Below are 14,288 nucleotides of genomic sequence, written 5' to 3' on the forward strand. Positions count from 1 at the left end.
GCGCCATGCCGCCCGCCGGCGCGGCCTCACGCGCCGGTATTCGACTGCGCCTGCAGCCACGCGCAGAACTGCGCGACGAGCGGGTCGTCGGCCGGCGCGCGCGGCGCGATCCACCAGTAGCTGCGCGTCGCGATGCGCGGCCCCGCCAGCGGCATCACGAGCCGGCCGCTCGCGAGCTCGTCGTCGATCAGCGGCAACGGGCCGAGCGCGACGCCGAGCCCGTCGACGGCCGCCTGCAGCGCCAGGTAGAAGTGGTCGAACGACTGCCGCTTGCGCCCCTTCATCGTCACGCCGGCCGCCGCGAACCAGTCGCGCCAGCCTTCCGGCCGCGTATCCGAATGCAGCAGCACGTGGCGCGCGAGATCGTCCGCGCGCGCGATCGGCGCGCGTTTGAGCAACGCGGGGCTGCAGACCGGAATCACGCTTTCGTCGAGGAAGTGGCCGCTCGTGCAGTTCGACCAGTGGCCGGGGCCGCGGCGGATCGCGACGTCGAAACCGTCGAGCGCGTCGAGCGGCGCGTTCGACGTCGACAGCTTCAGCTCGACGTTCGGCACGTCGCGCTGGAACCGCGACAGGCGCGGCAATAGCCATTTCATCGCGAAGGTCGGCAGCGCGTTGATGCGCAGCACGCGCGCCGCGCCGGTGTTGCGCAGCTGCTCGGTCGCGTGCGCGATGCTGTCGAACGCCGCGCGCACGGTGTCCAGGTAGCGGCGGCCTTCGTCGGTGAGCTTCACGCGCTTGCCGTAGCGGTGGAACACCGGCTTGCCGAGCCATGCCTCGAACCCGGCGATCTGGCGGCTGATGGCACCGTGAGTCACATGCAGCTCGTCGCCGGCGGCGCTGAAGCTTTCATGTCGTGCCGCGGCTTCAAAGGCCCGAAGCGCGGAAAAGGGCGGGAGATCGCGTGCCATGCTTGTGATTCTAGATCACAAGGGCGCGTCGATAAAATCGTTTTGCAGGCCTGCCGAACGGCGGTAACCTCGGTTCACCGTTTGATGAGGAGCCCCATGCAATCCGCCTTTCCGCCCGCCGCTCCGCCGCCGGCCGCGTCACCCCGCCGCATCGGCCTCGCCGAGTTGTTCACCGGCTTCCTGTCGCTTGGCCTCATGTCGTTCGGCGGCGCGCTGCCGTTCGCGCGGCGCACCATCGTCGACGAGCGCAAGTGGCTTTCCGCCGACGAATTCACCGACCTGCTCGGGCTGTGCCAGTTCCTGCCGGGCGGCAACGTGATCAACCTGTCGGTGGCCGTCGGCATGCGCTTTCGCGGCGTGGCCGGCGCGTTCGCCGCCATTCTCGGGCTGATCGCGGGCCCGACGCTCGTCGTCGTCGCGCTCGGCGTGCTGTATGCGAAGACGCAGAACGATCCGCGCGTGCAGCACCTGTTCGCGGGGCTCGCCGCCGCGGCGGCCGGGCTGCTCGTCGCGATGGCCGTGAAGGTCGCGAAGCCGCTGCGGCACGCGCGCGCGGCGGCCGGCATCGCGGCGCTCGCGTTCGTCGCGATCGCGGTGCTGCGCATCCCGCTGCTGACCGCGATGCTCGTGCTGACGCCCGTCAGCATCTGGCTCGCGTCGCGCCGCCGCGATGCCGGCACGCCGCAGCCGGCGCCGGCCGCGGCGCGCGACACGCAGCCGGGAGGCCGGCCATGAACGACACGCTGATCGCCATCGCGACGATCTTCAGCCAGTTGTCGCTGCTCGCATTCGGCGGCGGCAACACGATCCTGCCGGAGATGCAGCGGCAGGTCGTCGACGTCCATCACTGGATGAGCGCGCACGAGTTCACCGCGCTGTTCGCGCTGGCCCAGGCGGCGCCCGGGCCGAACATGATGATCGTGTCGCTGGTCGGCTGGCACGTGGCCGGCTGGAGCGGGCTGCTGGTCGCGTCGCTCGCGAAGTTCGGGCCATCGTCGATCGTCACCGTGCTCGCGCTGCATGCGTGGGAGCGCTTTCGCGACCGGCCGTGGCGCCGCTACGTGCAGCAGGGGATGATGCCCGTCACGGCGGGGCTCGTCGCGGCGAGCGCGGTGCTGATCTCCGAGGCGTCGAACCGCACGGCGATCCAGTGGGGCATCACCGCCGCGTGCGCGGTGCTCGCGTGGCGCACGCGCATCCATCCGCTGTGGCTGCTCGCGGGCGGCGCGCTGATCGGGCTCACGGGTATCGGGCAATGACCGGCGCACGGTAACGTCCCGTGCGCCATACTGGCGCGAATCTTCACGGGAGGCTCGATGGATCTCGACGGCGCCAGCCGCAATCTCACTGTCGCCGCGTTGCTGACGCTGTCCGGCGGCTATCTCGATGCGTACACGTACGTGGGCCACGGCCACGTGTTCGCGAACACGATGACGGGCAACGTCGCGCTGCTCGGCATCAACGTGTCGGCCGGCGAATGGGCGGCCGCGCTGCACCACGTGCCGCCGCTCGGCGGCTTCGTGGTCGCGGTGTTCGTCGCGCACCTGCTCGGCCTCGCCGCGCAGCGCGGGTGGATGCGGCATACCGCATTCGCGAGCCTGCTCGTCGAGATCGCCTTTCTCGGCGTCGCCGCAAGCGGGCTCGTCGGCGCGTCGAGCGCATGGCTGATTCCGGGCATTTCGTTCGTCGCGACGCTGCAGACGCTGTCGTTCACCCATCTCGAGGAACTGTCGTACACGTCGGTGATGACGACCGGCAACCTGCGCCGCGCCGCGCAGAAGCTGTTCGTCGGGCTGATCCCGCGCTACGACGCGGGCGCGCTGCACGACTCGGCGCTGCTCGCGACGATCAGCTTCTGCTTCCTGGCCGGCGCGGTGATCGGCGGCCTCGTCACGCGGCTCGTGCCGGAGTTCGCGCTGTGGGGTGCCGTGCTGCTGCTCGCCGGTGCGTTCGCGGAGATCCTCCGGCGTGCCTGGCGCCGGCGCGAGACGCCCGGCGAGCCGCCTGTGGCGGCGTGACGGAGCCTCCCGCCGGCACTTCCGGCCGCCTGCCCGTTCCCCCGCGCCCGCGGGGCGATGCTTACAGACCCGACATCCCGTAAGCCACATGGCCGGAGGATGCCTTGCGGCATCCGACGCCCGCCCGGCGCGCCTCGCGCGCGCAGCGTTGTGCGCGGGCGACAGTTCCGCCGTTACCGCGCATTTCAATTTCTTTCAGCGATTGCAGTCGTCATATGATTCAGCCCACATCGCGCGCGCCAAGAACGCGAGCGATCGCCACCCGGCTGCGCACGCGGCCGGCCATGAACGGAGACACCTACAACCAGGAAAGCTCATGAAGCAGACCACCCGACTCGCAGCCATCGCAGGGGGCGCCGCGCTCGCATTTGCCAGCCAGTACGCGGCCGCACAAAGCTCGGTCACGCTCTGGGGCGTCGCCGACGCCAGCATTCGCTACCTCACCAACGCCAACGCCAAGAACGACGGCCTGCTGTCGATGACCAACGGCGCGATCACGAACAGCCGCTTCGGCATCTACGGCACGGAAGATCTCGGCGGCGGCCTGAAGGCCGTGTTCAACCTCGAAAGCGGCGTGAACCTGCAGAACGGCGCATTCGCCGACAGCGGCCGCCTGTTCAACCGCGCGGCGTACGTCGGCCTGCAGAGCCCGTACGGCACCGTGACCCTCGGCCGCCAGAAGACGCCGCTGTTCGACCTGCTGTCGGACACCTACGATCCGCTGACGGTCGGCAACTACCTCGAAAACGCGTGGCTGCCGGTCGCACTCGGCGGCGGCCTGTATGCGGACAACCAGATCAAGTACACGGGCAAGTTCGAAGGCCTGACCGCGAAGGCGATGTACTCGACCGGCACCAACTACGAATCGACCGGCGCAGGCGGCTTCTCGGGCCAGATCCCGGGTTCGCTCGGCAAGGGCAATGCGTGGGGCGTGTCGCTGTCGTACGTGATGGGCCCGCTCAGCATCGCGGCCGGTGCGCAGCAGAACAGCGACAACTCGGCGCGCAAGCAGACGATCTACCACGCGAACGTCGTGTATGCGTTCAGCAAGGCGAAGATCTACGCGGGCTACCTGCGCTCGAAGGACGACACGGGTTTCGTCGACAGCCTGCTCGCCCAGCAGTCGATTCCGGTTGCGAAGGGCACCGGCCGGATCGACGACGGTCCGTTCGCGGGCGTGAGCTGGCAGGTCAGCGCACCGCTGACGCTGACGGGCGCGTTCTACTACGACCATATGCGCAATGCGATGACCACGAACGGCACGCTCGCGAGCGGTAACCGCTACGCGATCGTCGGCATCGCCGAGTACGCGCTCAGCAAGCGCACGGAAGTCTACGGCACCGTCGACTTCAACAAGACGAACGGCGCGGCGAACGTCGAGCTGCCCGGCCGCAGCAACCAGACCGGCATCGCGATCGGCCTGCGCAATATCTTCTGACGAACGCCGGAACGCATGTGCCGGCAGTCGTCCGGCATGCATCGAAGGGGCGCCGCGAGGCGCCTCTTTTTTTTCGTCGTGCGACCTTCATACGCGCGCACGACTATTCGGCGAATGCTCCATCACGAGACCCCCGCGCCGTAAGGGAACCGTCGGCAATCCAGAACATACTTTTACAGTGCGCGCGAAGCCTTTCCGCTACGCTGCGTGCATCGCCCGTTGCGTGCCGCCAGGCTCGCGCGGTGCGTCGTTCCGGTCACGCTCGGCGAGCGCGGCCGGCCTGGTGCGTAACTTGTGTATCCGGTGATGACAATCTCGGTTCGCCGGTTTTTTTCGTGGGACGATGCGCTCACGATTTTCTTGAAAGGGGATGACGATGGGTATCCTGAACACCGTGGGTGAAATCGCTGGCGCAGTGGCAGCCGTCGAAGGCGCGGAAAAGCTGGATCCGGATGCGGGCCTGCTGACCAAGGCGGCAGCCGCCGTCGCCGGCTTCAAGGGCGCGGAAGCGATCGAAGGCATGCTCGAGAAGAAGGAAGAGCAGCCGCAGCAGGCAGACGACACGCAGGCGACGGACGGCAGCGACACGTCGCAGGCATGAGCATGGCGGCTGGTCCGGCCGTGGGCGCGCCCTTCGCGCGCCCGGCCGGGCCGGTGCCGCGCAGCCGGCAGGTCGGGCATGCGGTCGATCGGTGACGCATGGCACACCCGGCAGCCGGTTTGACCGGCGAGAGGCAACGTCTCTCGCCGTTTTTTATTGGGCGTGCGCGTGGCGGCACCGTGTGCCGCAAGAATTCCGGAATCTTGCTATCGTGCCTGCATCCGAACTGCGATGAGGCAATGCGATGGATTTCGACTACGACCTGTTCGTCATCGGGGCCGGCTCGGGCGGCGTGCGGCTTGCGCGCATGTCCGCGTCGTACGGTGCCCGCGTCGGCATAGCGGAAGAAGAGCAGATCGGCGGCACCTGCGTGCTGCGCGGCTGCATCCCGAAGAAGCTGCTCGTCTACGCATCGCACTACCCGCACGAAGTCGAGGACGCGCAGGGCTTCGGCTGGACCTTCGGCGCCGGCACGCTCGACTGGCCCGCGCTGATCGCCGCGAAGGACCGCGAGATCAACCGGCTCAGCGACATCTACATCAACCTGCTGCGGCAATCGGGCGTCGAGATGCACGCCGGGCGCGCGACGCTCGTCGATGCGCACACGGTCGCGATCGGCGAACGCACGATCCGCGCGCGCCACATCGCGATCGCGACCGGCTCGCGCCCGTCGATGCCGGCGCGGCCCGGCATCGAACATGCGATCACGTCGCGCGAGGCGTTGTCGCTCGCCGCGCGGCCCGCACGCATCGCGGTGGTCGGCGGCGGTTATATCGCGGTCGAGTTCGCGGGCATCTTCAACGGCTTCGGCAGCCACGTCGACCTGTTCTATCGCGGCGAAAAGATCCTGCGCGGCTTCGACGACGACGTGCGCCAGTTCCTCACCGACGAGATGACGAAGCAGGGCGTCACGATCCACGCGCGTGCGGTGGTCGAGTCGATCGAACGCGCGGACGACGGCACGCTGAGCGTGCGCGTCGGCGATGCGCGGCACGGGCCGTACGATCAAGTGCTGTATGCGACCGGCCGCGTGCCGAACGTCGACGGGCTCGGGCTCGAACAGGCGGGCGTGATGCTCGACGCACGTGGCGCGATTGCCGTCGATGCGTATTCGGCGACGTCGGTGCCGTCGATCCATGCGATCGGCGACGTCACGTCGCGGCCGCAGCTCACGCCGGTGGCGACGCGCGACGGCGCGTTGCTTGCCCGCACGCTGTTCGGCGGGTCGCGTGTCGCGACCGATCACGAATGGGTGCCGTCGGCGGTGTTCAGCCAGCCCGAGGTCGCGACGGTCGGTCTCACCGAGGCGACCGCGCGCGATCTTTACGACGGCGACGTCGACATCTACCGCACGTCGTTCAAGGCACTGCGCCACACGCTGTCGGGCCGCGACGAGCGCACGCTGATGAAGCTCGTCGTCGCGCGCGACAGCCAGCGCGTGGTCGGCGCGCACATGGTCGGCCGCGATGCGGGCGAGATCATCCAGGGGATTGCGATCGCGATTCGCGCGGGCGCGACGAAGGCGCAGTTCGACGACACGATCGGCATTCACCCGACCGCGGCCGAGGAGTTCGTGACGATGCGGCAGAAGGTGGCCGACTAGCGGGCGCGGATGCGCGCGCGTTCGTACGCGCGCGCGGCAGGATTGCCGGAAGGCATCGTGACAGGCGAACCCGCCGGGTGCGGTAAAGGCAGCCGGATTTCGGCGATTATTCTCGGGATAGGGGTCATGCGGATGGGCGGCACGGACAATATATCTTGATATTGCCGGATTCGAGATCGATCGTCGGAGACAACAAAGGAAAATCGGCACGCTGCGCCCATATGCCTGCAAAGCCTCTGTCGGCGAGGAATTGCGCCGATTCGACCGCGCGCGTCGGATAAGTAAGAAAATCGTCAACTATTATCAAGACTCCTCATCTCGATAAACAGGCTTGATATGATCGCGAAAAATCATATACGGGGCCGATCATGCGCGATCAACAGCGCAGTAACCAGAATAACGGTGTAGCCGGCGCGCGCGAGCCTGTCGCGTACCGCGCCGCGCATCCGCATGTCGTCGCAACGCACGGGTTGCGCGCTCCTTTCACTCATCCACTGCCACCGCCGGTGCGGCGATGAACGCGCGTGCGTCCATCGCGCCGACGCACGCATCCCCGTTCGCACCGCAACCGTTTCGACCGCCGGGTCGTTGGCGAGCCGGCGTGCCCGTTCCGGGCCATCTTTCCACACAAGGAGACCAACAGTGAACATTCAGACACGACGCACCGTCCTCGTGGCGGCGGCGCTCGTTGCGGCGCTGTCCGGCTGCGCGACCGAATCGTCGCGCACGCTCGACGTGCCGGCCGTGAGCAGCGCGCAGAAGCCCTATGCGGGCAAGCCCGTCGCGATCGCGGTCGGCAAGTTCGACAACCGCTCGAGCTACATGCGCGGCATCTTCTCGGACGGCATCGACCGCCTCGGCGGGCAGGCGAAGACGATCCTCGTCACGCGCCTGCAGCAGAGCCGCCGCTTCAACGTGCTCGATCGCGAGAACCTCGACGAGATCAAGCAGGAAGCCGGCTTCATGAAGAAGGCGCAGGCCGTGAAGGGCGCGAACTACGTGGTGACCGGCGACGTGACCGAGTTCGGCCGCAAGGACGTCGGCGATCACCAGCTGTTCGGCATCCTCGGCCGCGGCAAGACGCAGGTCGCATACGCGAAGGTCAACCTGAACATCGTCGACACGACGACGTCGGAAGTCGTCGCATCGAGCCAGGGCGCGGGCGAGTTCAGCCTGTCGAACCGCGAGGTGATCGGCTTCGGCGGCACCGCCGGTTATGACTCGACGCTCAACGGCAAGGTGCTGGATCTCGCGATCCAGGAGGCCGTGAACCATCTCGTCGACCAGGTCGACGCCGGCACGCTGAAGGTGCCGCAGTAAGCGCCGTGCGCGACACGCGCTCGACGAATCACTCACTCATCGGAAGAGACAAGACCATGAAACGGGGAATCTGGCTGCTGGCGACGGCGGCCGCCATGCTGCTCGCGGGCTGCGCGGCACCGACCACGCCGCCGCTCTATCAGTGGAACGGCTATCAGCCGCAGGTGTACGAATACTTCAAGGGGCAAAGCTCGCCGCAACAGCAGATCGACGCGCTCGAGAAGGCGCTGCAGGAGATTCGCGCGAAGGGTAACAAGCCGCCGCCCGGCTTCCATGCGCATCTCGGGATGCTCTACGCGAGCGTCGGCAACGGGCAACAGGCCACGCAGTCGTTCGAGGCCGAGAAGGCGCTCTTTCCGGAATCCGCGTCGTACATGGATTTCCTGATGAAGAAGAAGGCCGTGAATCCGCAGGCCGCGAATCCGAAGGCCGCCGACCAGGCGATCGCCGGCCGGAAGCAAGCCGATCCGACTCCCGCCCAACAGTAACGTGCGTGCCATGATCAAGACACTTTCATTCAAGCTGCTGTCCGTGCTGTCGCTCGTCGCGCTGCTGAGCGCATGCGCGCAACCCGTCAAGCGTCCCGACTACACGGCCTTCAAGAAGAGCCAGCCGCGCTCGATCCTCGTGCTGCCGCCGGTCAACGAGACCACCGATGTCGGCGCGACCTACGGGGTGCTGTCGCAGATGACGCAGCCGCTCGCCGAGTCGGGCTACTACGTGGTGCCGGTCGCGGTGATGGACGAGACCTTCAAGCAGAACGGCCTCGCGAACGCGGCCGAGATCCAGAACACTTCGCCGGCGAAGCTGCGCGAGATCTTCGGCGCGGATGCCGCGCTCTATTCGAAGATCACGCAATACGGCTCCGTCTACCAGGTGGTGGACAGCACGACGGTGGTCGCGGCGTCGGCGAAGCTCGTCGACCTGAAGAGCGGCGACGTGCTGTGGCAGGGCGAGGGCCGTGCGACCGGCAAGGAGGTCGGCAACTCCATGAGCGTCAATGCGTTCGGTGTCGTCGGGATGCTGGTGCAGGCGGCCGTCAAGCAGGTCGCGCATTCGCTGACCGACGAAGCGCACGATGTGGCCGGGCTGACCAGCAGCAGGTTGTTGTCGGCGGGGCCGCCTAACGGGTTGCTGTACGGGCCGCACTCGCCGAAGTACGGGACTGACTGACCCGCGCGGATGCCGCGGCTTCGGCCGGTCGGGCAGGCCAGGTCGCCTGCCTGCCGTGCCGGTGCCGCGACATCCGGCATCCGGCACCCGGCGGCCGCGTTCGCGCGGCCGTCTTGCATGGCGGGCGGCGGCGCTCGTCGCCCGCGCCGCCGCTCAATGCACGCCGAACGCGTCGAGCAGCCGGTACCAGCTCATCGCGAGCACGAGCGCCGGCGTGCGCAATGCCTCGCCGCCGGGGAAGTCGCGATGTCGGATCTTGTCGAACAGGTCGAAGCGGCTCGCCTGTCCGTCGATCGCCTCGGCGATCAGCTTGCCCGCGAGCGCGGTCGTGTTCACGCCGTGCCCCGAGAACCCCTGCGCGAAATACAGCGTCGGCGCGATGCGGCCGAAGTGCGGCGCGCGGTTCATCGTGATGTCGACGAAGCCGCCCCACGCGTAGTCGACCTTCACGTCCGCGAGCTGCGGGAACGTCTTCAGCATGTCCGCGCGCATCGCCCCGGCGAGATCGCGCGGCTCCCGCGTCGAATAGCTGACCTTGCCGCCCCACACGAGCCGCGTGTCGGGCGCCGGCCGGAAATAGTCGAGCACGAAGCGGCTGTCGCAGATCGCCGCGCGCGCGGGCATCAGCGCGGCGGCGCGTGCTTCGCCGAGCGGCTCGGTCGCGATCACGTAGGTGCCGACCGGCATGATCTTCTTCGCCAGCGCGGGCGCGAGCGTGCCGACGAAGGTGTTGCACGCGAGCACGACGAAACGTGCGCGCACGTTGCCGCCGCTCGTCTCGACGACATGGCCGCCCGCGACGTCGCGCACGCGCGTCACGCAGCTGTCCTCGTGGATGCGCACGCCCGCACCGGTGGCCGCGCGCGCGAGGCCGAGCGTGTAGTTCAGCGGATGGAGGTGGCCGCTGTCCGGGTCGTACAGGCCGCCGCAATAGCGGTCGGACTGCACGTAGTCGCCGAGTTCGTCGGCTTCGACGAAGTGGAAGCGGTCGTAGCCGAAGCGCTTCGCGGCTTCGTCGCGCCAGCGTTTCAGTGAATCGGCATCGCGTTCGGTGTTCGCGGCGGTCAGGTAGCCGGGCACCAGCGCGCAGTCGATGTCGTGTTGCGCGATGCGCGACTTCACGAGCGACAGCGTTTCGAGCCCCATGTCCCAGATGCGCTTCACGTCGCCTTCCGGCATGAACTGCGCAAACGTATCGATGTCGCACGCGAAGCCGCCGATCAGCTGGCCGCCGTTGCGGCCGCTCGCCGCCCATCCGACCCGCGACGCTTCGAGCACGGTCACCGAATGGCCGCGCTCGGCGAGGTTGAGCGCGGCGGACAGGCCCGTGAGGCCCGCGCCGATCACGCACACGTCGGCATCGATCGTGCCGGCGAGCGGCGCGTGGCGGGTCGTATCGTTGGCGGTCGCCGCGTAGTAGGACGCGACGTGCGGCTGGTTGGCGAATGTCTGCATGGTCGGGAAAACGAATAAATGGGCTTAGAACAGCTCGCGCACGCGGTGGTACAGCATCCCGAGCTCGAGCGCGGGTTGCCGCCACGCGTCGCCGCCGGGGAAGCGCCGGTGGCGCATGCGTGCGAACAGGTCGAACGCGCGCGTGTCGCCCGCGATCGCGCCGGCAACCGCGCGTCCGGCAACGCCGGTGAGCGCGACGCCGTGCCCGCTGAAACCCTGGACGTAGAAGAAGTTCGGATCGAGCGCGCCGAAATCCGGCGCGCGGTTGCGCGTGACGTCGACGAAGCCGCCCCACGCGTGGTCGACGCGCACGTCGCCGAGCTGCGGGAACACGCCGACCATGCGCCGCCGGATCGTTTCGGCGAGCGTGGCGGGTGACGCGCCGGCCGAATTCGCGCGGCCGCCGAACAGCATCCGGTGGTCGGCCGACAGCCGGAAGTAGTCGAGGAAGAAGTTGTTGTCGCACACGGCCTCGCGCTGCGCGATCAGCGCATCGGCGCGTGCCTGGCCGAGCGGCTCGGTCGCGATGATGTACGACGCGATGGGCGCGATGCGGGCGGCCGTCGCGGCCGGCAGCACGCCGCCTGGGCCCGCGTTGCAGCACGACACGACGAAGCGGCAGCGCACGTCGCCCGACGGCGTGCGCACGACGGGCCGCGCGCCGCGCACGACGTCGAGCGCGGGCGTGTGCGCGTACAGCGCGACGCCTTCGCGCCGCGCGGTTTCGGCGAGGCCGAGGCAGTACTTGAGCGGATGCAGGTGGCCCGACAGCGGATCGTAGACACCCGCGAGATAGCGCGTCGACGCGATGCGCGCGCGAATCGCGCCGGTGTCGAGCCACGACAGCGACGGATGGCCCCAGCGCCCGGTTGCGGCGTCCATCCATGCGCGCAGGTCGTCGATGCGGCGCGGTTTGGTCGCGACCGTCAGGTAGCCGCGCGTGAAGTCGCAGTCGATCCCGTAACGCGCGATCCGCTCGGCGATCAGCGCGACGCCGTCGAGCGACAGCGACCACGCGGCGCGTGCGCCGTCGGCGCCGAGCTGCCGCTCGATTTCCTCGTCCTTCGCGAAGCCGGTGATCGCCTGCCCGCCGTTGCGGCCCGACGCGCCCCAGCCGGGACGGTGCGCATCGACGACCGCGACCGACAGCCCGCGCGCGCGGCAGTCGAGCGCCGTCGACAGGCCGGCGAAGCCGGCGCCGATCACGCAGACGTCGACGTCGATCGAGTCTTCGAGCACCGGGTCGTCGGCGGCCGGCCGCACGGCCGTCGCCTCGTAGTACGAGTCGCGCGCGAGCGCATCGGCGCGGCGGGTGAAAGACTGCGTCATCAGACCGACTCCCTCGTTGCGGCCGCCACGCGATGCGCGATGCATCGTGTTGCGGCCGGTAAAAACGGCGCGGGACGCCGTGCGCGCGGCACGGCGTCCCGCGTGTGCTGCGTCAGAACGAATAGATGAACTGCGTCGCGAGCAGGTCGTTGGACTTGCCGTACGACCCGTCGTTGCGCAGGAACACCTTGTTGTTCGCCCAGTCGTGCCGGTATTCGACCTTCACGGTGATCTGCTGGGTCGGGTAGAACAGCAGGTCGAGCGCGACGTCCTGGCGTACCGCCCCCTTGCACTCGAAGCCCAGGCCGCCGCCGGCCTTCGACTGCGCGAGGCAGTCCGCGTCGACGCCGAAGCCGTTGCTCGGATCCATCCCGTTCCCGTTCAGCGCGATGCCGCCACCGCCGCCGCCGTTCTTCGAGTTGGCGAGCAGGTCGTAGCGCAGCGTCACGCCCATGCGGCCGACCACCGGCGCGTTGAACTTGCGGTGCGCGAGCAGCGACAGGCCGTACCACTGCGCGAGCCCGCCGTTGAACGCCGCATGCTGCTGGCGGCCGTAGTCGACTTCCGCGTTGTACTGAATGTCGGCGAGCGTGTAGGTCGCGTCGAGTTCACCGAAGAAGAACGAACCGTACGCACTCGGTGCCGCACCGCCCGGGCCGTAGTTGGTGCCGATCTGCTGGCCGGTCACCGGATCAGTTACCGCGGCTGACGACAGCGTCTGCCGCCCGATGTTGAACGACCCGCCGATGTCGAGCGCGCTCGACCACGTGTAGTCCGCGCGCGCGGTGAAGGTCGGCACCTTGTTGCTGGTCGTGATCGGGTCGCCGAGTGCGTTGGTGCCCTTCTGCGTGACCGAACCGTACGTGCGGTATTGCTCGTTGCCGAGGAAGAACTTCCACGCCCAGTTGCCCTTCGTGTAGTTCGCGCCGATCCCGACATAGCTGCCCGGATCCGAGAAATCGTACAGCAGGTTGTGCGTGAGCGTGAGCATCTGGTTCGACTGCTGCACCTCGTAGCCGCCGAAGCTCGGGATCAAGCCGGCGACGAGTGTCGTCTCGGCGGTGATCGGCACGTTGATGACCGCCGTGTTCAGCAGGTTGTCGGTGATCGAGCCGCGCGAGTTCTGCAGCAGCGTGATGCCGTTGCCGCGGTTCGGCATCAGCGTGATTTCCGCCGACGGTGCCATCGGGCCGACGCCGAAGGTCTTCTTGATGTCGAGGTAGAGATCGCCGAACGTGCTGTTGAAGTAGTTGTACGCGTTCTCGTGGTTCGCGAACAGGAACGACGACGTGCCGGCCGCGCGGTTGTAGATGTAGGTCGGGTCGATGTAGCCCGTGACCGACAGGCCGGCCAGCGGGCCCGTGTTGGCCGCGTCCGTCAGCGAATCGACCTTCAGCTGCTGGTTCGCGATCTGCTGCTTCATTTCGCCGACTTCGTCGTTGGTCAGCGTCGCCTGTGCCTTGCCGTAGTCCGGCGAGCCCGGATCGACGGCCACGGCGACCGGCGCGGCCTTCGTGCCGGCCTGGGCGGTCGCGGTGCCGCCCTTCGCCGAAAGCTGCGCCTGCATCGCCTTCATCTGCTTCTGCAGCGCGGCGACCTGCGCCTGCAGCGCCTTGATCTCGGCGGATGTCGAGTCGGCCAGCGCGATGCCCGGCAACGCGCCGGCCACCAGCAGGCAGATCAGTTTCTTCTTCATTGCGGATTCTCCTTGTCGTGCGCCTGTCAAATCGGGATCGAATCGCGCGCCCCCCCTGGGGCAGCGCGCCTTGCTTGTCTGCACTGCTTGTTATCGTCGAAGCCGGCGGTGCGTCGTCACGCCACCGCGAACGCCGCCTTCATGTCGGCCACGCGGCGCCGTTCGCGCGCGATCATCATCCGGTTCACGACGATCACGCCGATCGTCACGGCCGTGATGAACAGCGTCGCCAGCGCATTCATCTCCGGGTTCAGCCCCAGCCGCACGCGCGAGAACACCACCAGCGGCAGCGTCGTCGACCCCGGCCCCGACAGGAACGCCGACAGCACCAAGTCGTCGATCGACAGCGTGAACGACAGCAGCCACCCCGACAGCAGCGCCTGCGAGATCAGCGGCAGCGTCACCACGAAGAACACCTTCAGCGGCGTCGCGCCCAGGTCGAGCGCCGCCTCCTCCAGCGACTTGTTCATCTCCTTCACGCGCGACTGCACGATGATCGCCACGTACGACACGCACAGCATCACGTGCCCGATCCAGATCGTCACCATCCCGCGCCCCTTCGGCCAGCCGAACATCTGCTCCAGCGCAACGAACAGCAACAACAGCGAGATGCCCTGGATCACTTCCGGAATCACCAGCGGCGCGTTGATCATCCCCGTGTACAGCGTGAAGCCCTTGAAGCGGCCGAAGCGCGCGAGCACGAAACCCGCCCACGTGCCGATGACGACCGACGCGGTGGCCGTC

At 68.1% G+C, this 14,288-nt stretch carries 14 protein-coding genes; 9 read left to right on the forward strand and 5 right to left on the reverse strand.

What is annotated here, in order from left to right; translation table 11 throughout:
• Positions 1–26 precede the first annotated feature (26 nt).
• Positions 27–911 carry a transcriptional regulator GcvA gene (locus FOZ70_RS23500; protein ID WP_021163478.1) on the reverse strand — a complete coding sequence of 295 codons (885 nt, stop codon included), beginning with the start codon at positions 909–911 and terminating at the stop codon, positions 27–29.
• Positions 912–1,007: 96 nt separating this feature from the next.
• On the opposite strand from FOZ70_RS23500, the gene FOZ70_RS23505 reads away from it, so the two are divergent.
• The 9 genes from FOZ70_RS23505 (at position 1,008) to FOZ70_RS23545 (ending at position 9,064) form a co-directional block, all read left to right on the forward strand.
• Complete coding sequence (locus FOZ70_RS23505; protein ID WP_027788928.1) at positions 1,008–1,646, forward strand: chromate transporter; 639 nt, start codon at positions 1,008–1,010, stop codon at positions 1,644–1,646.
• Entirely contained in the window at positions 1,643–2,170 is a 528-nt protein-coding gene (locus FOZ70_RS23510; RefSeq protein WP_043184629.1) for a chromate transporter, read from the forward strand. Before FOZ70_RS23505 ends, FOZ70_RS23510 begins: the two co-directional genes overlap by 4 nt.
• A gap of 57 nt (positions 2,171–2,227) precedes the next feature.
• The gene (locus tag FOZ70_RS23515; protein ID WP_059496526.1) at positions 2,228–2,929 is read left to right on the forward strand and encodes a YoaK family protein; all 702 of its coding nucleotides are present in this window, start codon (positions 2,228–2,230) and stop codon (positions 2,927–2,929) included.
• A gap of 316 nt (positions 2,930–3,245) precedes the next feature.
• Positions 3,246–4,367, forward strand: a complete 1,122-nt coding sequence (locus FOZ70_RS23520; RefSeq protein WP_011353454.1) for a porin — start codon at positions 3,246–3,248, stop codon at positions 4,365–4,367.
• 376 nt (positions 4,368–4,743) lie between these two features.
• Positions 4,744–4,968 carry a hypothetical protein gene (locus FOZ70_RS23525; RefSeq protein WP_043185162.1) on the forward strand — a complete coding sequence of 75 codons (225 nt, stop codon included), beginning with the start codon at positions 4,744–4,746 and terminating at the stop codon, positions 4,966–4,968.
• Positions 4,969–5,212: 244 nt separating this feature from the next.
• Positions 5,213–6,571: a glutathione-disulfide reductase gene (gene gor / locus FOZ70_RS23530; protein WP_059586888.1), complete on the forward strand. Its 1,359-nt coding sequence runs from the start codon at positions 5,213–5,215 to the stop codon at positions 6,569–6,571.
• 648 nt (positions 6,572–7,219) lie between these two features.
• Positions 7,220–7,891, forward strand: a complete 672-nt coding sequence (locus tag FOZ70_RS23535; RefSeq protein ID WP_182670311.1) for a CsgG/HfaB family protein — start codon at positions 7,220–7,222, stop codon at positions 7,889–7,891.
• Positions 7,892–7,947: 56 nt separating this feature from the next.
• Positions 7,948–8,379, forward strand: a complete 432-nt coding sequence (locus FOZ70_RS23540; protein WP_219706870.1) for a DUF4810 domain-containing protein — start codon at positions 7,948–7,950, stop codon at positions 8,377–8,379.
• A 10-nt stretch (positions 8,380–8,389) separates the two neighbouring features.
• A complete protein-coding gene (locus tag FOZ70_RS23545; protein ID WP_027788935.1) occupies positions 8,390–9,064 on the forward strand; it encodes a DUF799 domain-containing protein in 675 nt (224 codons plus the stop codon).
• A 153-nt stretch (positions 9,065–9,217) separates the two neighbouring features.
• Here FOZ70_RS23545 and FOZ70_RS23550 read toward each other — a convergent pair whose 3' ends face one another.
• The 4 genes from FOZ70_RS23550 to FOZ70_RS23565 all read right to left on the reverse strand — a co-directional run.
• On the reverse strand, positions 9,218–10,519 hold the full coding sequence (locus FOZ70_RS23550) for an FAD-binding oxidoreductase (protein WP_059619608.1): 1,302 nt from the start codon (positions 10,517–10,519) through the stop codon (positions 9,218–9,220).
• Between the two features lie 24 nt (positions 10,520–10,543).
• Positions 10,544–11,848, reverse strand: coding sequence for an FAD-binding oxidoreductase (locus FOZ70_RS23555; protein ID WP_219706871.1), 1,305 nt, complete (start codon positions 11,846–11,848; stop codon positions 10,544–10,546).
• 112 nt (positions 11,849–11,960) lie between these two features.
• The gene (locus tag FOZ70_RS23560; RefSeq protein ID WP_048026635.1) at positions 11,961–13,544 is read right to left on the reverse strand and encodes a DUF3138 family protein; all 1,584 of its coding nucleotides are present in this window, start codon (positions 13,542–13,544) and stop codon (positions 11,961–11,963) included.
• A gap of 116 nt (positions 13,545–13,660) precedes the next feature.
• Positions 13,661–14,288, reverse strand: a 628-nt coding sequence (locus FOZ70_RS23565) for an ABC transporter permease subunit (protein ID WP_219706872.1), incomplete at its 5' end; no start/stop codon positions are given.

Source organism: Burkholderia sp. COPS (assembly GCF_019425585.1).
GTDB lineage: Bacteria > Pseudomonadota > Gammaproteobacteria > Burkholderiales > Burkholderiaceae > Burkholderia > Burkholderia cepacia.

Excerpts from the sequence above, each read along its gene's own strand:
- FOZ70_RS23500 (WP_021163478.1), bottom strand. The coding sequence starts at position 911 with ATGGCACGCGATCTCCCGCCCTTTTCCGCGCTTCGGGCCTTTGAAGCC.
- FOZ70_RS23505 (WP_027788928.1), top strand. The coding sequence starts at position 1,008 with ATGCAATCCGCCTTTCCGCCCGCCGCTCCGCCGCCGGCCGCGTCACCC.
- FOZ70_RS23510 (WP_043184629.1), top strand. The coding sequence starts at position 1,643 with ATGAACGACACGCTGATCGCCATCGCGACGATCTTCAGCCAGTTGTCG.
- FOZ70_RS23515 (WP_059496526.1), top strand. The coding sequence starts at position 2,228 with ATGGATCTCGACGGCGCCAGCCGCAATCTCACTGTCGCCGCGTTGCTG.
- FOZ70_RS23520 (WP_011353454.1), top strand. The coding sequence starts at position 3,246 with ATGAAGCAGACCACCCGACTCGCAGCCATCGCAGGGGGCGCCGCGCTC.
- FOZ70_RS23525 (WP_043185162.1), top strand. The coding sequence starts at position 4,744 with ATGGGTATCCTGAACACCGTGGGTGAAATCGCTGGCGCAGTGGCAGCC.
- gor (WP_059586888.1), top strand. The coding sequence starts at position 5,213 with ATGGATTTCGACTACGACCTGTTCGTCATCGGGGCCGGCTCGGGCGGC.
- FOZ70_RS23540 (WP_219706870.1), top strand. The coding sequence starts at position 7,948 with ATGAAACGGGGAATCTGGCTGCTGGCGACGGCGGCCGCCATGCTGCTC.
- FOZ70_RS23545 (WP_027788935.1), top strand. The coding sequence starts at position 8,390 with ATGATCAAGACACTTTCATTCAAGCTGCTGTCCGTGCTGTCGCTCGTC.
- FOZ70_RS23550 (WP_059619608.1), bottom strand. The coding sequence starts at position 10,519 with ATGCAGACATTCGCCAACCAGCCGCACGTCGCGTCCTACTACGCGGCG.
- FOZ70_RS23555 (WP_219706871.1), bottom strand. The coding sequence starts at position 11,848 with ATGACGCAGTCTTTCACCCGCCGCGCCGATGCGCTCGCGCGCGACTCG.
- FOZ70_RS23560 (WP_048026635.1), bottom strand. The coding sequence starts at position 13,544 with ATGAAGAAGAAACTGATCTGCCTGCTGGTGGCCGGCGCGTTGCCGGGC.